This window comes from Pectobacterium artocarpous (genome assembly GCF_046159765.1).
Classification (GTDB): Bacteria; Pseudomonadota; Gammaproteobacteria; order Enterobacterales; family Enterobacteriaceae; genus Pectobacterium.
The window spans coordinates 56,717-80,680 of record NZ_JBJXVK010000006.1 but is presented as its reverse complement, the minus strand read 5'-3'; the positions used below and the strand labels follow the sequence as shown (position 1 = coordinate 80,680).

The 23,964-nt window shown below is 51.0% G+C and carries 18 protein-coding genes and 1 tRNA gene; 10 read left to right on the top strand and 9 right to left on the bottom strand.

What is annotated here, in order from left to right:
- Positions 1–223: 223 nt before the first annotated feature.
- Entirely contained in the window at positions 224–1,189 is a 966-nt protein-coding gene (gene glk, locus ACKQAD_RS05445) for a glucokinase (RefSeq protein ID WP_409159216.1), read from the top strand.
- A gap of 70 nt (positions 1,190–1,259) precedes the next feature.
- Here the strand turns inward: glk and ACKQAD_RS05440 are convergent, their stop codons facing one another.
- Entirely contained in the window at positions 1,260–2,081 is an 822-nt protein-coding gene (locus tag ACKQAD_RS05440) for a pyridoxal phosphatase (RefSeq protein WP_409159215.1), read from the bottom strand.
- A 274-nt stretch (positions 2,082–2,355) separates the two neighbouring features.
- Between ACKQAD_RS05440 and ACKQAD_RS05435 the strand changes: the two genes are divergently transcribed.
- Positions 2,356–2,443, top strand: a tRNA-Ser gene (locus ACKQAD_RS05435).
- A 102-nt stretch (positions 2,444–2,545) separates the two neighbouring features.
- Here ACKQAD_RS05435 and ACKQAD_RS05430 read toward each other — a convergent pair.
- Entirely contained in the window at positions 2,546–2,908 is a 363-nt protein-coding gene (locus tag ACKQAD_RS05430; protein ID WP_409159214.1) for a DUF4186 domain-containing protein, read from the bottom strand.
- A gap of 245 nt (positions 2,909–3,153) precedes the next feature.
- Here ACKQAD_RS05430 and pgl point away from each other — a divergent pair, with 245 nt between their 5' ends.
- Complete coding sequence (gene pgl / locus ACKQAD_RS05425; protein WP_409159213.1) at positions 3,154–4,152, top strand: 6-phosphogluconolactonase; 999 nt, start codon at positions 3,154–3,156, stop codon at positions 4,150–4,152.
- Between the two features lie 53 nt (positions 4,153–4,205).
- On the opposite strand, the gene ACKQAD_RS05420 is transcribed toward pgl, so the two are convergent.
- The 6 genes from ACKQAD_RS05420 to metG form a co-directional block, all read right to left on the bottom strand.
- Complete coding sequence (locus ACKQAD_RS05420; RefSeq protein WP_409159212.1) at positions 4,206–5,456, bottom strand: LVIVD repeat-containing protein; 1,251 nt, start codon at positions 5,454–5,456, stop codon at positions 4,206–4,208.
- 15 nt (positions 5,457–5,471) lie between these two features.
- On the bottom strand, positions 5,472–6,548 hold the full coding sequence (locus ACKQAD_RS05415; RefSeq protein WP_409159211.1) for a sugar ABC transporter substrate-binding protein: 1,077 nt from the start codon (positions 6,546–6,548) through the stop codon (positions 5,472–5,474).
- A gap of 261 nt (positions 6,549–6,809) precedes the next feature.
- Positions 6,810–7,445, bottom strand: a complete 636-nt coding sequence (gene fdnI / locus ACKQAD_RS05410; RefSeq protein ID WP_409159210.1) for a formate dehydrogenase-N subunit gamma — start codon at positions 7,443–7,445, stop codon at positions 6,810–6,812.
- The gene (fdxH, locus tag ACKQAD_RS05405) at positions 7,438–8,346 is read right to left on the bottom strand and encodes a formate dehydrogenase subunit beta (protein ID WP_409159209.1); all 909 of its coding nucleotides are present in this window, start codon (positions 8,344–8,346) and stop codon (positions 7,438–7,440) included. The genes fdnI and fdxH overlap by 8 nt, the downstream gene beginning before the upstream one ends.
- Positions 8,347–8,358: 12 nt before the next feature.
- Positions 8,359–11,406 (bottom strand): formate dehydrogenase-N subunit alpha, encoded by a 3,048-nt coding sequence (fdnG, locus tag ACKQAD_RS05400; RefSeq protein ID WP_409159208.1) that lies wholly within the window; start codon positions 11,404–11,406, stop codon positions 8,359–8,361.
- 278 nt (positions 11,407–11,684) lie between these two features.
- Complete coding sequence (gene metG, locus ACKQAD_RS05395; RefSeq protein WP_409159207.1) at positions 11,685–13,715, bottom strand: methionine--tRNA ligase; 2,031 nt, start codon at positions 13,713–13,715, stop codon at positions 11,685–11,687.
- A 223-nt stretch (positions 13,716–13,938) separates the two neighbouring features.
- On the opposite strand from metG, the gene apbC reads away from it, so the two are divergent.
- From apbC to asmA, 4 genes are all read left to right on the top strand, one after another.
- Positions 13,939–15,048: an iron-sulfur cluster carrier protein ApbC gene (gene apbC, locus ACKQAD_RS05390; RefSeq protein ID WP_409159206.1), complete on the top strand. Its 1,110-nt coding sequence runs from the start codon at positions 13,939–13,941 to the stop codon at positions 15,046–15,048.
- 369 nt (positions 15,049–15,417) lie between these two features.
- Positions 15,418–16,059 (top strand): uridine kinase, encoded by a 642-nt coding sequence (udk, locus tag ACKQAD_RS05385; RefSeq protein WP_015839564.1) that lies wholly within the window; start codon positions 15,418–15,420, stop codon positions 16,057–16,059.
- Between the two features lie 124 nt (positions 16,060–16,183).
- Entirely contained in the window at positions 16,184–16,765 is a 582-nt protein-coding gene (dcd, locus tag ACKQAD_RS05380) for a dCTP deaminase (protein WP_225087396.1), read from the top strand.
- Between the two features lie 63 nt (positions 16,766–16,828).
- On the top strand, positions 16,829–18,664 hold the full coding sequence (gene asmA, locus ACKQAD_RS05375; RefSeq protein ID WP_409159205.1) for an outer membrane assembly protein AsmA: 1,836 nt from the start codon (positions 16,829–16,831) through the stop codon (positions 18,662–18,664).
- A 211-nt stretch (positions 18,665–18,875) separates the two neighbouring features.
- Here asmA and ACKQAD_RS05370 read toward each other — a convergent pair whose 3' ends face one another.
- The gene (locus ACKQAD_RS05370; protein WP_409159204.1) at positions 18,876–20,462 is read right to left on the bottom strand and encodes a TerC family protein; all 1,587 of its coding nucleotides are present in this window, start codon (positions 20,460–20,462) and stop codon (positions 18,876–18,878) included.
- A gap of 711 nt (positions 20,463–21,173) precedes the next feature.
- Between ACKQAD_RS05370 and wecA the strand changes: the two genes are divergently transcribed.
- The 3 genes from wecA to ACKQAD_RS05355 all read left to right on the top strand — a co-directional run bounded on the left by wecA (position 21,174) and on the right by ACKQAD_RS05355 (position 23,952).
- Positions 21,174–22,229 carry a UDP-N-acetylglucosamine--undecaprenyl-phosphate N-acetylglucosaminephosphotransferase gene (wecA, locus tag ACKQAD_RS05365; protein ID WP_409159203.1) on the top strand — a complete coding sequence of 352 codons (1,056 nt, stop codon included), beginning with the start codon at positions 21,174–21,176 and terminating at the stop codon, positions 22,227–22,229.
- Between the two features lie 144 nt (positions 22,230–22,373).
- Entirely contained in the window at positions 22,374–23,510 is a 1,137-nt protein-coding gene (locus tag ACKQAD_RS05360) for a polysaccharide export protein (protein ID WP_409159202.1), read from the top strand.
- Between the two features lie 7 nt (positions 23,511–23,517).
- Positions 23,518–23,952 (top strand): arsenate reductase/protein-tyrosine-phosphatase family protein, encoded by a 435-nt coding sequence (locus ACKQAD_RS05355; RefSeq protein ID WP_409159201.1) that lies wholly within the window; start codon positions 23,518–23,520, stop codon positions 23,950–23,952.
- Positions 23,953–23,964: the final 12 nt, after the last annotated feature.

Genomic DNA, 23,964 nt, shown 5'->3' with positions numbered 1-23,964 from the left:
AATACCTTCCCGATAACGGCTATTTAACCGTCGCTTTCTTCTTTATTGTCAGGGTGACTAACATGTTGTGACGACATGGTCACCGCATGCTTGCCGATTTGCGCTGCCATGCATTGAATGGCGCGAATGAGATCCTTATCGCTAGAAAGTTATATAGTCATGGCGCAGTTGGCTGTTTTCGCGCAATGATCGGGTATCAGCTGTGCTTGAGGGGAAAAGAAGAATGACGCACTTTGTTTTAGTGGGTGATGTCGGCGGCACCAATACGCGTTTGGCACTGTGTGACGCCATGACGGGCAAGCTGTCGCAAATCGAGACCTATTCCGGGCTGAATTTCCCTTCTCTGGAAGGGGCGATCCGTGATTATCTCGATTCACGACAGGTCACGGTGCAGGATGCTTGTATTGCGATTGCCTGCCCGATGACCGGTGACTGGGTGGCGATGACGAATCACACTTGGGCATTTTCCATCGCTGAAATGAAAGCGAGCCTGGGCTTACGCCACGTTGAGGTTATCAACGACTTTACCGCGGTCTCCATGGCGGTGCCAGTGATGGGGAGTGAGAGTCTGCTCCAGTTCGGTGGCGGGGAACCTGTGCCGGGTAAGCCCATTGCGGTGTATGGCGCAGGCACGGGGCTGGGGGTTGCTCATCTGGTTCATGTTGCCAATCAGTGGATCAGTCTGCCGGGTGAGGGCGGGCACGTGGATTTCGCGTCTAATAGCGGCGAAGAAGACAACATTCTGGCAGTCTTGCGCCAGTCGCTGGGGCACGTTTCCGCAGAGCGCCTACTCTCCGGGCAGGGACTGGTGAATATTTACCGTGCAGTGGTGTTGTCCGATGGCCGCACGCCGGAGGTGTTGGAGCCGAAAGATATTACTGAACGGGCCGTCAACAACACGGATGTGGATTGTCGCCGCGCACTGTCGCTATTCTGCGTCATCATGGGACGCTTCGGCGGCAATCTGGCGTTAAATTTAGGCACATTTGGTGGTGTTTATATTGCTGGCGGCATCGTGCCACGCTTTCTGGAGTTTTTTAAAGCTTCCGGCTTTCGGGCAGCCTTTGAAGACAAAGGACGGCTTAAACGTTATATGCAGGATATCCCTGTGTACCTGATTACCCATGAGCAGCCGGGATTAATGGGAGCAGGAGCTTACCTGCGGCAAGTGCTTGGCAACGCACTGTAAGTGAGTTTGCTCGTGGAACGCAATCAGGCAGCCTAATAAGAACGCGCTTGCCTGATTGTATCATCGTTGGCTATGCCAGAATGCGGGTGAGGATGACATCTGCGATGCTGGATTCTTCATTGCTGCCAATCACCAGATCGGCACGCGCTTTGATTTCGTCGGCGCTGTTGCCCATAGCGACACCCAATCCCACGCCTTCCAGCATGCTGATATCGTTAAAGTTATCGCCGAATGCCACAACGTCTTTCATGCTGATGCCCTGTTCGCCAAGCCATTGCTGAAGCAGTTTGCCTTTGCTGTTGCCGGTTTGGGCGATATCAACCTGATCTTGCCATGACCACTCACAGGCCAGTCCGAGCTGTTTTTCCACTTCTACGGCGAAGTGGTTCAGTGTGGGGACATCAGCATGCGTGGTCGCGAATTTCCAAATGGCGTGGGACGCCTCAGTCTGGCGTACCAGATTTTCTACCTGCGCAAAGCGAGGACGTTGTTGTTCCGGTAGGTTAGCGGCCCATGCCAGCGTGCGAACGACGTGCCCGGTAGGGTATTGGTAATACATGTCGTCATCAGCATACATCAGCCCATGAATATCAAATCCTTCTAGCAGCGCGATGACATTTTTGGCCTGTTCAACAGAGAGCGGATTGGTATGCGACGCCTGGCCTTGCTGGTAATCATAGACATAGGTACCGTTACAGCATATAGCTGGCGTATCCAACTGCAATCCCTGATAAAAAGGATGAATGGCTGAGTGGTGGCGTCCGGTGACGATCATCACTTTTATGCCTTGCTGTCGGGCCAGCGCGAGTGCGCTGAGTGATTCGGGCAGGATTTTTTTCTGTTGATTCAGTAGGGTACCATCAAGATCAAGTGCAATTACTCGGTAGGTCATCGTTGTCTCGCCAATAAAAATGTGGATATCAAATAAGCCTTACGATAAAGGACGCGGCGAAAAATAGACAGACAACAACGAGATAAAAGTGCCTGAGGTCCATTTGATGACAAAAGGTACTGCGCAGCGGCGGGAAATAAGGCGAAACAGACAGTTTGGCAACGTCGTTGTCGATTTTGTATACTTTCAACAGGTTATCACCTATTTTTTTAAGCAATTGATCAAAACGCGGCTTTACAATGTGCGACGTACTGTTTATAGTGCGCGTCATTGCGGAGGAGTGGCCGAGTGGTTGAAGGCACCGGTCTTGAAAACCGGCGACGCGAAAGTGTTCTAGAGTTCGAATCTCTACTCCTCCGCCACTTTCAATCTTAACCTTTCTTATTTCATTCTTTCTCTTGCTTCTTGATTATCTCTGACGATTTGCCGTCATAGTTTCTGTTTTATTCGTTATCGCTGCATCTTTAGCGTCTGCTAATCAAATCGTTTTCCAGCCAGTACAAAATTATGTCGACGACATAACGCTGTTCCTCATCACTTAGCGGACGATGTTGAGCGATATGATGCCATTTTTCCAGGCATCCCCGGCAGCAGGTTGCGGTGGCGTGTTGTGCAATAAACACAGGATGACCACGCATCGGGGTCTGTTTGCCATCATTGGCCGGATCCGCCGGTGCCAGCCTGCGAGCGATAAAATCGGCAGCGTGGGAGGCGATCGTTTCCTTACCTTTGTTGTAGCAATAGTCACGCTCTTTGGCACCTAACTTAAAGCGCTGGCGGAAAGGGGAACGCGACAGCCGGGAAAACAGCGAATCAAACGTGGTCATAATCTGAAGTCCGTAGAACGTAAACCATGCAATAGCAGATAAGTGCGGGCATCGCTGTATAAATCAATGATTACCTAAATCAGCCATTGCTTAAATCAATAGTAGCCTTGCGATGTCTCTGTAGAATAGAGTGATTGGTCATTTATGGTATACCGTGCGTCAGGTTGAGCAAGTTCGTTATCCTTTCAATGAACCGCTTTGCGCCTTCCTGAGCCGTCACATTCGCGTGAAATAAGGAGAATACGATGCAGCAAGTTGTTTATGTCGCCAGCCCGGAAAGCCAGCAGATTCATGTTTGGCAACTCTGTGCTCAGGGAAATCTGACATTATTGCAAACCGTTGACGTTCCGGGACAGGTTCAGCCGATGGTGATCGCACCGAACAAGCGTCACCTGTATGTTGGTGTTCGTCCTGACTTCAGGGTACTGAGCTATCGTATTGACGAACAGGGCACATTAACGCAAGCGGGTGTGGCGTCGCTGCCGGGCAGCCCGACACACCTGTCTACCGATAATGACGGACGTTTCCTGTTCAGCGCGTCTTACAGCGGTGCTTGCGTGAGCGTTAGCCCAATTGGCGCTGACGGCATTGTCGGCGAGCCAATTCAACAACTGGAAGGATTAGCAGGGTGTCACTCTACCAACATCGATCCAACCAATACTGTCGTGTGGGCGCCTTGCCTAAAAGAAGACCGTATTCGTCTGTACGACCTCAGCGCTGATGGAAAACTGAGCGTGCATCGTCAGGCTGAAATGACGACGGTAGCGGGTGCCGGTCCGCGCCATATGGCTTTCCATCCCAATCAGCGTTTTGCCTATTGCGTGAATGAACTGGACAGCTCGGTAGATGTGTACCAGTTGGATGCAGCCAGCGGCGATTTGCAAAAGGTACAAACGCTGGATGCTATGCCTGTGGGCTTCAGCGACACGCGCTGGGCGGCGGATATTCACATTACGCCGAATGGGCGTTTCCTGTATATCAGCGATCGCACGGCTAGCCTGTTGAGCGTTTTCCTGGTGTCTGAAGACGGCAGCACGTTAGCGCTGACTGGTCATCAACCGACTGAAACGCAGCCGCGCGGTTTCAATATTGATCACTCTGGCAAGTTTCTGATTTCAGCGGGCCAAAAATCTCAGCACATCGAGGTGTATCACATCGATCAGAACACGGGCGAACTGCAACCGCTGGCGCGTTACGCCGTCGGTCAGGGGCCAATGTGGGTATCGGTGCTGGCGCTGGACTAAAAAAACCAAGTACAACACTAAGCCCTGTTTTTATCCGCAGGGCTTTTTTTCGATTAGCCCCGGTATTCAATAATCGACAAACCCGCATTGTAGTCGGTGCTATAAATGATGCCATCGGCATCAACAAACACATCACAAGACTGAATGATCTGCGGCCTGCCATGTCGTTTATCGACCATTCTGGCGGGTGCAGCAGGCACCAGTGCACCGGTTTCTTTCGGTTGATACGGATTACTGATGTCGTAAGCCCGTACTCCCGCATTTTGATAAGTGGCGAAAATCAGTGAGGAACTGATGAAGCTGCCGGGTCGATTTTCGTGCAGGTTATGTGGACCAAAGTGTGCGCCTTTCTTCACATAGTCCGCTTCTTTCGGCTGTGGAAAGGTAGCGATGCTCACTGGATTGCTCGGTTCACGAATATCGAACACCCAAATCAATTTCTCTCCATCTTCCTGATCATCTAATACCGCTTCATCCAACACGATCAGCAGCTCGCGATCCGGCAGCGGCAGCGCTGTATGTGTGCCGCCACCAAACGGTGGGCTCCAGTTACGATGGCTGATGAGCTGTGGGTTGGTGCGATCGCTCACGTCTAGCAGCGTTAGCCCGCCATCACGCCAGCTCCCATAGGCGGTGTCGCCGCTGATGATGGCGTGGTGCAGGGCATAACGTTTGCCGTCCGGCCAGCTTGCGGTTTCCCCACCGGCGGTGTGCATGCCGGGTAGCCAGTAGCGGCCAGCAACTTCAGGGCGCTGCGGATCGGCCAGGTCGATAGTCAGAAAGATGTAGTCGCTATAGCCATCAAGCAACGCGGAGACATAAGCCCAACGTCCGCCGACGTACCAGATGCGATGAATCCCGATGCCGTCCAGCGGCAGGAAGCTGATTTCGCGTGGTTTAGCCGGCGTTGAAATATCGAAAATCCGTAATCCGGCGCTCCAGCTTTTGCCCTGCTGTTTGGTACTGACCGTATCGGCGACGGAGCGGGTGTAATAGACTTTTTCCTCGGCGAAGCTGGCATCGGCAAACAAATCGCGTGCGTTAACGACAAGCAGCAAGTCATCATGGGTTTGCAGGTGGATATTCCAGGTACCGGGCGGGGCAGCAATAAACCCCGCTGGTCTGGGATTTTTGGCATCGCGCACATCCACAATCGACACGCCTTGTGAAACCATATGCCCGATGTAAGCATAGCCGCGATGGACCATCACCTGCACGCCGTCGGGTCTGCCGCCCTGATCGCTGTGTCCTATCAGCCGCATATTGCGGCTGTAATCAGGAGTGGGCAGAGGGGTCAATGCCATAACGTTATCTCCGTATTATTTCGCCTGTTTGGCTTCCAGTGTAGCAAACCATGGCGCGATAAAATCATCCGTGTGGCCCCAGCCAGGGATGATTTTCGCCAATCCCGCGACGTTGACTGCACCTGCCTGACTGGCTAACAGCGCCTGCGGAATCGCGGCCGCGCGGAACTCGTAGGTTGCAGGCGTGGGTTCACCAGCTATCTTGTTGGCAACCAGACGCAGGTTAACTTTACCGATCAGTTTTGGATCGACGGCCACGCTGACTTTCCACGGGCTGCTTGCTTCGCGCATCAGTTGTAAATCCTGATTGGAGATGTCGATGCTGTACAGTTTGATTTCAGTCCGGCCGTTTTCTTTCAATGCCTTATAGGCGCCCTGGCTGAAGGCATCCCACGATCCCCAGATTGCATCGATTTTGCCTCTCGGGTATTTCGCCAGCACCGCGCCGACTTTATTGGCGGTATCGCCCTGTACGTCAGAGGACACGGCGCCAATCGATTCCAGTTCCTTGATGCCGGGGTTAGCTTTGAGGATCTGCTGATAGGCGAGCTGGCGGCGTTCCATTGGCGGGAAACCGGCGACCCACAGCTTAATGATGTTGGCTTTACCGTTGAAGTCTTTCACCAGTTGGCCGAGTGATTCGTTAGTCAATGAAGCATCATCTTGCTGGGTGACGGTCACGCCTGGGATTTCACCTTTTACGGCGGTATCAAATACTGAGACGGCAATACCGCTGTCGACGATACGTTTAATCAAATCGGTAGAGTAGGGATCACGACCCTGTGACAGGATGATGCCGTCATATTTCTGGCTAATGGCCTGGTTTACGAAATCCTGAAAACGGGCGTCGTCGCCGTTGCTTAGGAAGGTGCTGACTTTGAAGCCCAGCTTTTTGCCTTCTTCAAGCACGCCGGAAACAAACTGCGTAGTGTTGTCATCCGAACCCAGATTGCGGATAACCGCGATACGAACCGGACCGTCATGATTAGCGATAGCCGCTGGAACGGGAGCAATGCTAGCGTTCTGATTGGCCAATGCCGGTAATGCTGTCAGTAAGCTCAATGCAAGCAGGGCGGGGGTAAATTTCTTCATTATCAGCTCCATGGCGTTTTATAAATTGATGTCGTGTCGATTGCAGTATTGTTATGTTCCCTGCGTGACTACTTTATAGCTGTCTTTATGTCTGGATGTCTATTTAAAAATGATACTGCATCATAGCCGTAGAGCAATAGGCGAGAAAGAGAGGGAGTTATGCCGTTTGGGTTTAAGTTATAACGATTCGTGCTGACTGTGAGTAAAAGAAAATGCCCGCAGGCGGGCATTTGAGAAGGATGTTTGGTGAAAGCGAGTACGTTATTTCTTCGCTTCTTTCTCTTCCATTTCACGTGCCCAGCGCGGGTGGTGTTTACGCGCCCAGGGTTTGGAGACTTTGCCTTCAATCATGCCTTTGATCGATCCTTTCACCCAGAACGCCATGTACATATGGATCAGAATGGCATGGATGAGGACGATGGCCGCAACCGCATGAATCAGGATGGCGTAGCGCACGATATCAATCGGGAACAGGTGGGCAAAATAAGGGCGCCACATGATAATCCCGGTGATCAGCAGTACCAGCGTTAACCCCATGATACTCCAGAACATCATCTTCTGACCTGGGTTATATTTACCCACTTCCGTGACTTCATGTTCATTGCCTTTCAACACTTCAACAATGTTGAGGAACCACGGCAGATCGCGCTTCTTCGGGATGTTATGACTAACGAACCGGAAGAACATCGGAATCAGACAAATGACGATCAACATACCAAAAAATGGGTGCAGAATACGCCCCATTTGTGGCGTACCAAACGTCTGCGTCAGCCATTGCAGGGTAGGGAAGAACAAAGCAATACCAGAGAGCGCAACCAGGAAAAAGCTAATCACCACAATCCAGTGACAGATGCGATCGATAAACTTGGTACGCAAAATCATTTGTGGTTTACTCATGTTTGTCTCCCCCTTCTTTGCCTTCTCCCTCGTGCTCATGCTCCATTTCTTCCGTGTTTGGACCCACACCGACGTAGTGGAACATTAACCCGGCGAATGTGGCGACAAATCCTAACGCGGACAGCGGTTTCAGAATGCCTTTCCACAGATTGACCGGCGTGGAAATTTGCGGGTTATCTGGCAGGTTGTGATAGAGCGATGGTCTGTCTGTGTGGTGCAGAACATACATCACGTGCGTACCGCCCACGCCCTGCGGATCGTAGAGACCTGCGTGCTCATAACCACGGTTTTTGAGATCGGCGATACGTTCTTCCGCCAGATGCTTCATCTCCTCTTTCGTACCGAAACGAATGGCACCCGTCGGGCAGGTTTTCACGCAGGCGGGTTCTTGCCCAACGCTGACTCTGTCGACACACAGCGTACATTTATAGACGCGGTTATCTTCTTTATTCAGACGTGGAATATTGAATGGGCAACCGGCGATGCAATAGCCGCATCCGATACAATTCTCGGACTGAAAATCGACGATGCCGTTGGCGTACTGAATAACCGCGCCAGCGGAAGGGCAGGCCTTCAGACAGCCCGGATCGCTACAGTGCATACAGCCATCTTTACGGATCAGCCATTCCAGACGATCGTTCTCTTCCACTTCGGAAAAGCGCATCAGCGTCCAGGATTTGGCGCTCAGATCCGCGGGATTGTCATAAACCCCGAGGTTATGGCCGACTTCATCGCGGATGTCGTTCCATTCTGAGCAGGCAACCTGACAGGCTTTACAGCCGATACAGGTTGTAACATCAATCAGTTTTGCCACTTCGCTTTTGTCATTACGCACATGCGGAGGCGGTGTAAAGCCGTTGGTGGCCGAACGTTTAATAATATCTTGTGATTGCATTGACATAGTTGGCTACCCTTACACCTTCTCTACATTAACCAAAAACGCTTTGTACTCAGGCGTTTGTGAATTAGCGTCGCCGACGCTTGGGGTGAGTGTATTAGCCAGGAACCCTTTACGCGTGGTTCCCTCAAAGCCCCAGTGGCAGGGGATTCCCACGGTTTCCACGCTGCGTCCGGCTATTTCCAACGTCTTGATACGCTTGGTGACCACCGCTTTGGCTTTAATGTAGCCACGTTGGCAGGAGATTTTGATTTCATCGCCCGCTTTAATGCCTTTGCTCTTCGCCAGATTTTCACCGATCTCAACAAACTGTTCCGGCTGCACAATCGCGTTCAGACGAGCGTGTTTTGTCCAGTGACGGAACAATTCGGTAATGGAGTACGTTGTCGCCACATAAGGGAAGTCCTTCGCGGTCCCCATGGTTTTGGCATCACGATCAAACAGACGCGCTGCTGGGCTGGACACCACCGACGGATGCAGCGGGTTGGTGCCGATAGGGGACTCGATCGGTTCGTAGTGCTCAGGGAACGGCCCATCGACCAGCTTGTCCATGGAGAACAGACGTGCCAGACCTTCCGGCAGCATGATGAACGGCCCGGTGTCTTTGCCCGGCGGTACGGTCGCGGCGAAATCAGGTACATCAATGCCTTGCCATTTCTGACCATTCCATTCCAGTAATTTACGTTTGCTGTCCCATGGCTTACCTTGTAGATCGGCAGACGCGCGGTTATAGAGGATGCGGCGGTTTTGTGGCCAGCACCATGACCAGTTCGGTGTGCAGCCCAGACCGGCATCCGCGTTGTCGCGTCTGTCCATCTGGTTACCCGCTTCCGTCCAGCTACCGGCATAGATCCAGCAGAAGCTGGATGTGGAGCCGTCATCGCGCAACTGTGAGAAATCGGCGAGCTGCTGACCTTTCTTCAGGAGCAGTTTGCCGCTGTCATCATAGATATCGGCCAGCGCCATGCCGTTGGCTTCACGGGCGATCTCTTCCGGCGTCGGATCTTCCGGGTCTTTATAGTTCCAGTTGATGTTCATCAACGGATCGGGATACGTACCACCTTCTTCGCGATACAGCTCACGCAGGCGCATCAACAGTTTTCCGAGGATTTCGCCGTCGTGATGGGCTTCTCCTGGTGGCTCAGCCGCCGCCCAGTGCCATTGCAACCAGCGGCCTGAGTTGGCGATAGACCCATTCTCTTCGGCAAAACAGGAAGAAGGCAGGCGGAAGACTTCAGTCTGAATGGACTTCGTATCCACGTCATTGAATTCGCCATAGTTCTGCCAGAACGTGGACGTCTCGGTGACCAGCGGATCGATAATGACCATGTACTTGAGTTTGGAGAGTGCTTCGGTCGCTTTATTCTTGTTGGAAAACGCCGCAACGGGGTTAAAGCCCTGAACGATATAGCCGTTCATTTTGCCTTCCACCATCAGTTCGGTTTGTACCATGATATCGTAGCTACGATCCCACTTCGGCAGCCAGTCATAGCCCCAGTCATTCGACGCTTGAGCATTATCGCCATAGAAGCTCTTCATCATGCTGATAAAGAATTTTGGCGTATTCTTCCAATAGTTAACCTGGTCGGGCAGTTGCGCGGTTGGTGTGATTTGCCCCAGATAGGTTTTCAGATCCGGCTGCTTTTCTGACGGCAGCGGCATATAGCCCGGAAGATTTAATGACAGCAAGCCCAGATCGGTATAACCCTGAATATTAGAGTGACCACGCAGCGCGTTGATACCACCACCAGCCATGCCGATGTTGCCCAGTAGCAGTTGGATCATGGCGGCTGAGCGAATGATCTGTGCACCGTTGGTGTGGTGCGTCCAGCCTAAGGCGTACATGAACGTCGCCGTTTTATTCGGCACACAGGTTTCGGCCAGCGTGCGGCAGATCGTTTCATAATCTTTGGCTGATGTACCGCACAGGGATGTCACCATTTCTGGCGTATAGCGGGAGACGTGTTTTTTCAGCAGGTTCCACACGCAGCGTGGGTGAGATAGCGTGGTGTCGCGTTTGGCAAAGCCGGATTCATCAAACTCATACTGCCAACTGGATTTATCATATTGACGTTTTTGTTCGTCGTAGCCGCTGAATAAACCTTCGTCAAAGCTGAAATCTTCTCGAACGATCAGGCTAGCGCTGGTGTAGGACACCACATACTCATGATGAATTTTATCATTTGTAATGAGGTAGTTAACGATACCTAACAGAAAGGCGGCATCTGAACCTGCGCGAATGGGCGCGTAGAGGTCGGCAACGGCTGCGGAGCGGTTAAAACGCGGATCGACAACGATCAATTTCGCATTATTGTGCGTTTTTGCTTCCACGGCCCACTTGAAACCGACCGGGTGCGCTTCTGCCGGGTTGCCGCCCATGACGATGATGACGTTGGCGTTTTTGATATCAACCCAGTTGTTGGTCATTGCGCCACGGCCAAATGTCGGTGCCAGCGCGGCGACAGTTGGCCCATGGCACAGGCGAGCCTGGCAGTCGATGGCGACCATGCCCAGAGAACGGGCAAATTTTTGGTCGAGAATACCGGTTTCGTTACTGGCGGCAGAAGAGCACAGCATACCGGTCGTCAGCCAGCGGTTGACGGTTTCACCTTTAGCGTTAGTACGCTGGAAGTTGGCGTCACGGTCCGCTTTCATCAGACGCGCGATACGTTCGATCGCGTCGTCCCAGCTGATTCGCTGCCATTTGTCGGAGCCGGGTGCACGGTATTCAGGGTAGAGCAGGCGGTTTTCACTGTGGATATAGTCGACCAGACCCGCACCTTTCGGGCAAAGGGAGCCGCGGCTGACTGGATGATCCGCATCGCCTTCGATATGAAAAACGGAAGGCTTTGCATTCTTGGCGCCATCGCCCAGGCTATACATGAGCACACCGCAACCGACCGAGCAGTATGTGCAGTTGTTACGTGTCTCTTTCGCGCGTAACAGCTTATATTGACGTACTGATGCCATTGCTTCTGCGGGTGTAAAGCCCAATACCGCGAGAGTGGTTCCAGCCATCCCCCCCGCGCAAACTTTAAAGAAACCTCTTCTATTCAGTTGCATTAGTTTCCCTGTGTAATTATGTGTCATTTTTGTTGCGAGCAATTTAACAACACATAAATTGTGGGTTTTGCGCAAAATCAAAATTTAAGTATTTAAACCCCCATTGCACCTACAAAGGGGTATATTTTTCACTCGCTATATATTGTAATATACAGCGTTTTTGTTATTTCATGGTTACAAACTATGTGGGCAGCGAGTTACTCGAAAAGGGATAAACAGGGATTTGTGGCGAAATTGTTGCAAAAAAAAGCCGGATAGGTATCCGGCTTGATGGGGGGTTATTTGACCTGCATACCTAGCTGTGCACCGCTGTCTGGGCTTAGCAGGAAGATATCTTTCCCGCCCGGCCCCGCAGCCATCACCATCCCTTCCGATATGCCGAAGCGCATTTTCCGCGGTGCCAAATTGGCCACCATGATGGTTAGGCGACCTTCCAGTTTCGCTGGCTCGGGGTAGGCTTCACGAATACCGGAGAAGACCTGACGAGTTTCGCCGCCCAGATCCAGCGTCAGACGTAGCAGTTTGTCAGAGCCGTCAACCAGTTCAGCCTGTTTAATCAATGCGATACGCATATCGACTTTGGCAAAATCATCAAAGCTAATGGTGTCCTGCACGGGGTTATCTGCCAGCGGACCGGACACCGCTTTTTGCGCTGTGACCATGTCTTCTTTAGACGCGTCAACCATCGCGTTGACTTTATCCAGATCGATGCGGTTGAACAGTGCTTTGAATGGACTAACCTGATGGTTCAGCAACGGGGCGGTGATTGCGTCCCAGCTCAGTTCCGTGTTCAAAAACGCTTCTGCCCGCTGTGCCAGTGCCGGCAGTACCGGCTTCAGGTACGTCATCAGCACGCGGAACAGGTTGATGCCCATCGAGCAAATGGCTTGCAGGTCTTCATCCCGACCTTCTGCTTTTGCCACCACCCACGGTGCTTGTTCGTCAACATAGCGGTTGGCGATATCCGCCAGCGCCATGATCTCACGAATGGCTCGCCCGGACTCACGGCTGCTGTAGGCTTCGGCAATGCTGGCTGCGGCATCGGTGAAGGTTTTGTACAACTCGGCGTCGGCCAGCTTGCCCGCCAGCTTGCCGTCAAAGCGCTTGTTGATGAAACCGGCATTACGTGATGCCAGATTTACGACTTTGTTAACGATGTCAGCATTCACGCGCTGAACGAAATCTTCCAGATTGAGGTCGATGTCATCAATGCGAGAAGACAGTTTTGCCGCGTAGTAATAACGCAGGCAATCGGCATCCAGATGTTGCAGGTACGTGTCCGCTTTGATGAAGGTGCCACGTGATTTAGACATTTTGGCGCCGTTGACCGTGACGTAGCCGTGCACGAACAGGTTCGTCGGTTTACGGAAACCGCTGCCTTCTAACATAGCCGGCCAGAACAGGCTGTGGAAATAAACGATGTCTTTACCGATGAAATGGTACAAATCCGCGTCGGAGTCTTTCTTCCAGAAATCATCAAAATTCAGATCGCCACGCTTGTCACACAGGTTCTTGAACGAACCCATGTAGCCGATGGGCGCATCCAGCCAGACGTAAAAATATTTGCCCGGCGCATCGGGGATTTCAAAGCCAAAATACGGTGCGTCGCGGGTAATGTCCCACTGTTGCAGACCTGAATCGAACCACTCCTGCATCTTGTTAGCGACTTGCTCCTGCAATGCGCCGGAGCGTGTCCAGGCTTGCAACATCTCGCTGAACGCGGGCAGATCGAAGAAGAAGTGCTCTGATTCACGCATTTCTGGCGTCGCACCAGAAACCGCGGATTTCGGGTCGATCAGTTCCGTTGGGCTGTAGGTCGCCCCACAAACTTCGCAGTTATCGCCGTATTGGTCGACAGCCTTACATTTCGGGCAGGTGCCTTTGACGAAACGATCCGGCAGGAACATGCCTTTCTCTGGATCATACAGCTGAGAAATCGTGCGATTTTTAATAAAGCCGTTCTCTTTCAGGCGGCGATAAATCAGACCAGACAGCTCACGGTTTTCTTCGCTATGCGTGGAGTGATAGTTGTCATAGCTGATATTGAAACCGGCAAAGTCCTGTTGATGCTCCTCACTCATTGCCGCAATCATTTGTTCAGGCGCAATCCCCATCTGCTGCGCTTTCAGCATGATTGGCGTGCCGTGGGCGTCGTCCGCACAGATAAAGTGAACTTGGTTGCCGCGCATTCGCTGGTAACGAACCCAAATATCGGCCTGAACGTGTTCAAGCATATGACCGAGGTGGATCGAACCATTAGCGTAAGGCAGCGCGCACGTTACCAGGATTTTCTTTGCGACTTGAGTCATGAGGAACTTGCTTTCTTTTGTGAATAGAGGGAGATCGATGTTAACCGATAGCGCCTTGCTGCGTAAACCGCTGGCGTGAGTAAAAACGGCAGGAAACCCCATGGCAGATTTTATTTTGCGTAGCGTTTCCACGTTTTTGACGCCGAAGGGCGTCAGACTGTGATGGCTCTGGTATGCTGTACAAGGTCTCAACGGTCAAATATGAGAATTTCAAGGAGCCGGAATGAACGCGACAGTCCCCGAACAACGCCCTGAAGCACTGCGTGCGATGGTCACCGGGGTTTTATCTACTTTTCAGCACCCGACACTGAAAAATAACCTGACGACACTGAATGCGCTGCGCCATTGTGCGCTGCTGGACAACGTGTTGCACATCGAACTGACGATGCCGTTTGTCTGGCTGAGCGGTTTGGCAGTATTAAAAGAAACGGTTAGCGATGAGCTATTACGTTTATCAGGCGCAAAGGCAGTCGAATGGCGCTTAACGCACGATATCGCTACCTTGCGCCGGGTTAACGATCAGGCCGGTGTGAAGGGCGTGAAAAACATCATTGCCGTCAGTTCCGGGAAAGGCGGAGTCGGCAAATCCAGCACGGCGGTCAACATGGCGCTGGCATTGGCGGCTGAAGGTGCCAATGTAGGCATTCTGGATGCCGATATCTACGGCCCTTCCATTCCGACCATGCTGGGGTCAGCCAGTGAGCGGCCAACCTCGCCGGACGGTCAACATATGGCGCCGATTATCGCACACGGTCTGGCAACCAACTCGATTGGTTATCTGGTGACGGACGATAACGCCATGGTGTGGCGCGGGCCGATGGCCAGCAAAGCGTTATTGCAGCTATTGCAAGATACCCTCTGGCCGGATTTGGACTATCTGGTACTCGATATGCCACCGGGCACGGGTGATATTCAATTGACGCTGGCGCAGAGTATTCCTGTTACGGGGGCGGTCGTCGTGACGACGCCACAGGATATCGCGCTGATGGATGCCATGAAGGGCATCGCGATGTTTGAAAAAGTCAGCGTGCCGGTTTTGGGCATCATTGAGAATATGAGCGTACATATCTGTAGCAACTGTGGGCATCTGGAGCCGATCTTCGGTACGGGCGGCGCGCAGAAGCTGGCGGAGAAATACCACTGTTCCCTGTTAGGCCAGCTTCCGCTGCACATCTCCCTGCGTGAAGATCTTGACCGCGGTGAGCCGACGGTTGTCAGCCAGCCAGACAGTGAATTCACGTCTCTGTACCGTGAACTGGCGGGGCAGGTTGCCGCTCAGCTCTACTGGCAGGGGGCCGTTATTCCCGGCGAAATTTCTTTCCGGGCGCTGTAGCCTGCTATATACCCTAACTAATTCGAGTTTCAGGACAAAAACGGCAAGGCGTTTTTGAACAGCGCTTGCGCTGACCCGAAGGGATGGGGCTATAAGGCCGAATAACGCGGCAAGGTAAGGAATCCCGATGAGCTTACTCAGGTAAGTGATTCGGTTGAGTGGACGCAGCCAACGCACATGCAACTTGAAGTATGATGGGTAAAAAGGCCGGGCTCTGTCCCGGCTTGACCTGCGCCAGTCCTCACTTCCCTCGGGCGCAATACGCGGAAAGGGTGGCGTGAAGGGGGGGAACTCCCTATAATTGCCGCGTCAAAGCGCCCGTTAGCGCATTCCCCTCTCTTTATTTATGTTAATCAGGTCGTTAATACTATGACTGATCAGTCTCACCAGTGTGTCATCATCGGGATCTCAGGAGCGTCCGCTTCGGGTAAAAGTCTTATTTCCAGCACCTTGTATCGGGAATTACGCGATCAGGTCGGCGATCAGCATATCGGGGTGATATCTGAAGACAGCTATTATAAAGATCAAAGCCACCTGACGATGGAAGAGCGGGTAAAAACTAACTATGACCACCCGAGTTCAATGGATCACAGTCTGTTGCTGAAACATTTGCAGATGCTGAAAGCAGGTCAGGCGATTGAAGTCCCGCAGTACAGCTATGTCGAGCATACCCGCAAGCAGGAAACGGTACATATTGAGCTGAAAAAGGTCATTATTCTGGAAGGTATCCTGCTGCTGACGGATGCACGCCTGCGCGATGAGATGAATTTCTCTATTTTTGTCGATACACCGCTGGATATTTGTCTGCTGCGTCGCATGCGCCGCGATGTGAATGAGCGCGGGCGTTCCATGGATTCCGTGATGGAACAGTATCAGAAAACCGTGCGTCCGATGTTCCTGCAATTCATTGAGCCATCCAAGCAGTACGCCGATATTATCGTGCCGCGCGGCGGGAAAAACCGTATTGCGATTGATATTTTGAAAGCCAAGATAAGCCAGTTCTTTGAATAATATCTCCTGAATCATTCAGGTTGCGTGACCGAGATTGACGTTTGGAACACGCCGCCGCAGCGTGATGTATGACGGAAAGAGATGAGGTTTATCTGATAGATACTGGTGTTGAATGGAGAATAAGATGAGACTGTGTGACCGTGACATTGAAGCCTGGCTGGATGATGGCCGACTGGTGATTACGCCCCGTCCGCCAACCGAGAGAATCTCTGGCGCGACCGTTGATGTTCGCCTGGGAAATCAGTTTCGCGTATTCCGCGGACACACCGCGCCTTTCATTGATCTAAGTGGACCGAAGGATGAAGTCAGTGCAGCGCTTGATCGCGTCATGAGTGACGAGATTAATTTACCGGAAGGCGAGGCATTCTTCCTGCATCCGGGAGAGTTAGCGCTGGCGGTGACGTTTGAGTCAGTTACGCTGCCCGATGATTTGGTCGGCTGGCTGGATGGTCGCTCTTCGCTGGCTCGTCTGGGATTGATGGTTCACGTTACCGCACACCGCATTGATCCAGGTTGGCAAGGAAGAATTGTGTTGGAGTTCTATAATTCAGGTAAGTTGCCGCTGGCGTTACGCCCCGGCATGATGATTGGCGCTCTGAGTTTTGAACCGCTTTCCGGGCCGGCGGCTCGTCCATACAACCGTCGTCAGGATGCCAAATATAAAGACCAACAGGGTGCGGTAGCGAGCCGGATCGATAAAGACTGAGCGACTGGCGACAGGCTTGCAAGGTAAAAAGCAGGTGGCCGTGCGTTTCGCAATGAGGATGGCATGAGAAGATTTCTGACGACGCTGGCAATTCTGCTTGTTGTGCTGGTAGCAGGAATGACGGCTTTGGTCGTACTGGTTAATCCCAATGACTTCCGCGCCTATATGGTGAAGCAGGTTGAGGAACGTAGCGGCTATCGTCTCCAGTTGGATGGCGATCTGCGCTGGCATGTGTGGCCGCAACTGAGCATATTATCCGGCGGGATGTCGCTAAGTGCGCCGGGTTCCAGTGCGCCTATTATCAGTGCAGAGAACATGCGTCTTGATGTGCAACTGTGGCCGCTGTTGTCACACAAACTTGCGGTCAAGCAGGTGATGCTGAAAGGGGCGATTATTCGCCTGACGCCAGAAAGTGAAGCTAGACAGGCCAACAATGCCCCAATTGCTCCGGCGGGATCGCAAACTCCATTTGAAGAACGGCGCTGGCGGTTGGATATCGATAAAATAAAAGTCGCCGATAGCCTGTTGGTTCTGCAACGTAGCAACAATGAACAGATCAATGTTCGCGACATTAATCTTGCTATGGAGCAGAACAGCGACCGTCAGGTCAACATTGAGTTATCAAGCCGTATCAATCGCAATCAGCGCGATATTGCCTTCTCTCTTAACGCGGAGGTCGATTTGCTGCACTTCCCTCAGCAGGTCAATGCCAATATCACCAGGCTGGACTACCTGCTTCAAGGAGCTGGCGTACCGGCAAGCGGTATCAGCGGAACGGGGAGCGTACAGGCAAGTTATCAACAGCAGCCTGAAAAAATCACGTTTAGCCAGCTTTCATTGAATACCAATAATAGCCAGTTGTCGGGGGCGGGGAGCGTGACGCTGGGTGATATCCCACATTACGATTTGGATCTGCTGTCGAAGACGCTGGATTTGGATTCCCTGCTGGGAATCGCGGCGGCAAAGGAAGACGTTGCCTCCAACGCACCGGTTAAATCCTCAGCCCCTGTCATTTCAAATGAAAGTGGGTTAACCAAGCCAGAAGATGGCTTACAGGCATTCACCGCGCGCCTGTCGTTACATGCTGCGACGATGATCTACCGTGGGCTTGATGTTCGTCAGTTTACGCTACGGGCAGAAAATCAGCCGGGATTGCTGGATATTACGACGTTGAGCGGTGAACTGGGCAGTGGGCATTTTTCATTACCTGGTAGAGTCGTGACGAAGCAATCGACCAACATCACGCTACGGCCAGAACTCAAGGACATTGAGCTGTCTCAACTCATGTCCGCGTTTGCGCTGCCTGCCGAGACGGTCAGCGGAAAATTGTCGATGACAGGGCAGTTCAGCGGTAACAGCGTTACGCTACCTGCGTTGCTCCAGCAGTGGCAGGGAACGGCGACTCTTCAGGCCAATAGCGTCCGTCTACAGGGTTTGAATATTCAGCAAATGGTGCAGATGGCTGTCGCGCGTAGCAACGGTAATGTGCGAGGACAAGAGCGCTACGAGCGTTACACTGAGCTGCAACAGCTGACGGGGAAAGCCCAGTTGAATGCGGGTAAGTTACGCCTTACCGATCTCAATGGCCGTTCAGAACTGCTGTCACTCGGCGGTGTTGGACAATTCGATTTGCCTGCCCAGACGTGCGATGTCAATTTGAATATCTCTATCACTCAAGGGTGGCGGGGCGACGAGCAGTTGATCAGTGTGCTGAAAAATACGGCGATCCCGTTACGCGTCTATGGCGAGTGGGATAAATTAAATTATCAGCTACAGGTAGACCAACTGTTGCGCAAACGCCTACAGGACGAGCTGAAGAAGCGCCTGAATGAATGGGCCAGCCAAAATCAGCAAAGCCAAAAGGGTAAGGATCTGAAGCAACTCCTCGATCGTCTTTAATTTTCTGAAATACTGGGCTTTAGCCGATTTGCTGATTCCTGTCAGCAAATCGGCAGCTTCTCGCCACTGTTTTCCTCTGGCTTGTCATAACGATCTTATCGAACATGTTATACCTTCCATGGCTATGAGTGTGTCTGACAGGATTGCACGAACACCAATTATAACCAAGCAGGTTGGGGGAGAAGATAAGCCATTCCCTGCTTCTACGTCGTCACACTTCAAAATCAGGCTGTGGTTCGTCGCTTGGAGTGATGCGAACCTCCACGATTCGATGACTTTCCACCGCCAGTATAGTGAACTGATAACTATCGATTAATAGTGTATCGCCCACCTGTGGAACCCGCTGCGCGTGCTCCATCAACAGCCCCGCCAACGTGTAGTATTCGCGCTTTTCATCCAGCGTCAACGGAACATACATCGTCAGATCTTCCAGCGGAATATAGCCATTTGCGGTCCAACTGCCGTCATCATTCTGCTGAATGCTGTGCCGCGTATCGCGATCTTCGCCTTCGCGCGGCAGATTGCCTGCAATAGTCTCCATCACGTCACTTAATGTAACAATCCCTTCCATCGAACCAAATTCATCAACCACGAACGCAAAATGCGTTCTCCCTTCTCTGAACTGTTCTAAAGCCTGCAAGAGAGAAAGTTGTTCAGGGAAAACCAGCGGCTGACGAATGAGAATACGCAGGTTAAACGGTTCGCGGTTTAGCTGCTGCTGTAGTAAGTCTGCAACATGTACTATGCCCAGCGGCTCGTCAGACGTCTTGCTGTCGGTAACCACAAGTCGGGAATGCTGGTTGCTCGTTAGCAGCTTAGCGAGTTCATCCTGAGTAATATCCAGCTCAACCGAATCGATATCATGCCGCGATGTCATGATACTGCTAATGGTTCGCAGTGCCAGCCCCAGTACCCGCTTTATCATCCGGCGTTCCTGAAGATTGAATACTTCCTGACCTGCCCGGGTATTGTCTGCAATCATTGATGAGGTTTGATTGTCCAGCTCGGCTTCTTCGTGGTTGCCGCGCAAAATACGCAAAACCACCTCCGCAGTACGCTGACGTAGCGGGACTGAAGAAGAAAGGAAGCGTCGGCGGTTAAACATGGAGACCTGATTCAACATCTCAATCAGTACCGAGAAACCTATCGCAGCGTAGAGATAACCTTTAGGAATGTGGTAGCCGAAGGCGTCTGCGACCAGACTGAAACCAATCATCAGAAGGAAGCTGAGGCACAGGATAACGATGGTCGGGTGTTCCGCGACAAAACGGGTCAACGGTTTACTGGCTAGCAGCATCAGGAAGATGGCAATGGTCACGGCGGACATCATTACCAGCAGATGATCGGTCATGCCGACAGCGGTAATCACGGAGTCCAGTGAGAATATCGCATCCAGTACTACAATCTGTGCGACGACGGGCCAGAAACGTGCACCTTTACGTTGGGCGTGCTGCTCTTCATCTTTCCCTTCGAGCCGCTCGTTGAGCTCCATCGTGGCTTTAAAGAGTAGAAACAGCCCGCCAATCAACATAATGACATCGCGAGCGCTGAATGTGTGCCCAAGGAGCGTGAAAAGTGGGATAGTCAAAGAGACCAGCCACGAAATGGACGCCAGCAGACCCAGGCGCATAAGCAGGGCGAGTAACAGACCGACCACTCTGGCTTTATCGCGTTGTTCTTTTGGTAGTTTCTCAGCCAGAATGGCGATGAAGATAAGATTATCAATGCCCAGAACCAACTCCAGGACAACCAGCGTGGCCAACCCGGCCCATATTGTTGGATCAGCGATCCACTCCATATCTATTTTTTCACCTTTAAATGAAGATAACCTCGATAGCGTATCAGGGCAGACACAGATGAACCAGAATTTGCAGGGATATTCTTTAGTATGTGGTGTCGTGCGCAGAAATTATGACGTATTTTTGTGCGTTTTTTATATGCAGCATGTCAGATTAAGATTGGCTAATGTTAAAAAATCTCATTATCGGCCTTAAAAAAAATTATGCTGTATAACGGGGACACAGGCCGTAACATTTGATCATGCTATGTATCCGAGCATAGAATAACGCGCCGCTGCTAATATCCACATAATCATGTAGTTTTACATCCCAAGCAGCCATTTTATGACTGAAACAGGCTGACTTTATTCTTTTAGGCGGTTTTTTATACTTATGGAGGCTTTGCCACAATGGATGTTCATAGTCTTATTCCTAAAAACTCCGCCCTAAACATCTTGTTCTTGTGATCCCGCTTGAGTGGTCAATACTATGGTAGCGTTTTTTGCTGACCGACAGCTCTCATTTTGAGTGATTGGGGCTTAATGTATCCTCTGCGATCATAGAGTGCTCAGTTGGCGACATACTGTATCCGTATAATAAATCTGCAACTTAACACTTTAAAAAATTTAACCCGCAGGACGGGACCGTACTTTGATAGTGCATTGGTAGCTACAAGCCAAGGGCGGTAGCGTGCCTGAAGCAAAAAAACTCAATATGGGCTAGGTACAGGTATGCAAGAGTCTACCCTAATCTTCATCAGTGCTTTTGCCTCGCTTTTTTTGGCTAGAAAGGCGGCGGTTAAAATCGGATTGGTAGATAAACCCGATGTCCGTAAAAGACATAAGGGTAATATCCCATTGGTCGGTGGTGTGTCGATTTATCTGGCTCTGTGTGTTCTCTATGTACTTCAGGCTGATTTATTGCCGCATTTTTTTCTATACTTGGTGTGTTCAACCGTGCTGCTGGTTGTAGGCATTCTCGATGATCGTTTTGACATACCTGTTTTACCGCGAATCGGACTCCAAATGTGTGTGGCCATCGCGATGATGTCTACGGGGTTGTTTATTTCCTCTTTAGGAAATGTTTTCTTTGATGATGAGATTTTTTTAGGCGCATTTGGTTATATCGTGACTCTTTTTGCTGTTTTGGGATCTATCAATGCTTTCAATATGGTGGATGGTATGGACGGTCTACTTAGTGGGCTTTCTTTCGTCACGCTTAGCGCCTTGGTTCTCGCTTTTTATCTTGGAGGAAACAATGAACTTGCTCGCTGGAGTTTGTGTTTTCTGGCAGCGACGTTGCCTTATGCATTTTTGAATTCGGGTATGTTGCTAGGAAAAAGATTCAAAGTTTTTATGGGAGATGCGGGAAGTACACTGGTTGGATTCTCCATTATCTGGCTACTGATTCTGGCGACCCAAGGAGAAGGACGTGTAATGCAGCCGGTGACGGGATTATGGCTAATTGCTGTTCCTCTCATGGATATGGCAGCAGTAATGATACGGCGTCTTGCTAAAGGTGGAAATCCTTTTAAAGCCGATCGAGAACATTTACACCATGTATTGCTCCGTTCAGGATTTACACCGGGCCAGACGTTAGTTGTGATTGTGACTATTGCGACGTTATTTGCAATGGCTGGTATCATTTGCGAGCGTAGCAACATAAGTGAGTCTATTATGTTAAGCGTCTTTTTATTGATGTTCTCTGGCTATATGGCGGCAATAACCTCACTGGTACGCGTGTTAGCATGGTTTCGTCGGGTTCTCGTTGTTGTGGCTAAGCAATAGCAGCATTGAAGTGTGGCTAAAGCGAGATTTACCCTTGTTTTATACGTTAGATCTTGAGTTAATCTGAATCGTTTTTCTCTATAATTACTAACTATTTTGTAGGGATATAAACAATTTTTTATTAAGAGCGATGGCATAGACAGGATGATAAAACACAAACAAAAATTGATGCCCTTGATGGTGTCAATAGCGCTACTTAGTGGTTGTACCTTGGTTCCTGGTTCTCACCTTTCTACTAGCGGCAAGAATGTTGTCGAGCAGCAAGATGCGGATTTCAATATCGATAAGCTAGTCAATGTTTATCCGTTAACGCCTTATTTGGTCGAAAAAATGCGCGCTAGGCCACTGATAGCGCAAGCTAACCCTGCCTTGGAGAAAGAATTACAGGGTTATGAATACCGTATTGGTATTGGTGATGTCATCATGGTGACGGTGTGGGATCACCCTGAACTGACTACGCCGGCTGGTACATACCGTACTGCTGCTGATACTGGTAACTGGGTGCATTCCGATGGTACGATTTTCTATCCCTACATCGGTAAGGTTAACGTTGCGGGCAAAACAGTTACTGAAGTGCGCGATCAGATTATGAGTCGTTTAGCGCAATATATAGAGTCTCCTCAGGTTGATGTCAGTATTGCAGCCTTCCGCTCACAGAAAGCCTATGTGACGGGTGAAGTGGCAACGTCGGGTCAACAGCCCATCACCAACGTCCCCTTGACGGTGCTGGATGCCATTAACAAAGCGGGCGGGCTCACAGAAAATGCCGACTGGCGTAATATTGTGTTGACTCACAATGGGCAGGAAAAACGTCTCTCTCTTCAGGCGCTGATGCAAAACGGCGACCTTTCGCAAAACCGCCTGCTTTACCCCGGTGATATCCTCTACATTCCACGTAATGACGATCTGAAAGTATTCGTTATGGGTGAAGTGAAAAAGCAAAGCACTCTCAAAATGGATCGTAGTGGGATGACGCTGACGGAAGCGTTGGGAAATGCTGAAGGTGTTGATCAGGCTGCATCTGATGCAACTGGAGTATTTGTCATTCGCTCTCTGCGTGGCACCGAAGGGCCTAAGTTGGCGAATATCTACCAGTTAAATATGTCGGATGCGACTGCAATGGTGATGGGAACTGAATTCCAGCTTCAACCCTACGATATCGTTTATGTAACTACAGCGCCGATGGTACGTTGGAATCGCGTAATTAGTCAGATTGTTCCAACCATTTCTGGATTTAACGAATTAACTGAGGGGACGTTACGTATTCGTAACTGGCCGTAGATACATTATGTTTAATTCCATCTTAGTGGTTTGTGTGGGCAATATCTGTCGTTCCCCAACGGGGGAGCGATTGTTAAAACAAGTATTGCCAACTAAAAAAATAGCTTCCGCGGGACTAGGTGCATTAGTAGGGAAACCTGCTGATTCAACAGCTACTGAGGTTGCAAATCAGCATCATCTTTCTCTTGAAGGGCATGAAGCGCAACAACTGACTTCAGCATTATGCCGCCAGTACGATCTGATCCTAGTGATGGAGAAAGGGCATATTGATGGGGTCAGCCGCATCGCGCCAGAGGTTCGGGGTAAAACGATGTTGTTTGGGCATTGGTTAAATCAGCAGGAAATTGCTGATCCCTACCGAAAAAGTCGCGAAGCATTTGAATTCGTTTACTCACAACTTGAGCAGTCTGCGCAAAAATGGGCGCAGGCGTTGAATCGTTAATCATCAGAGAAT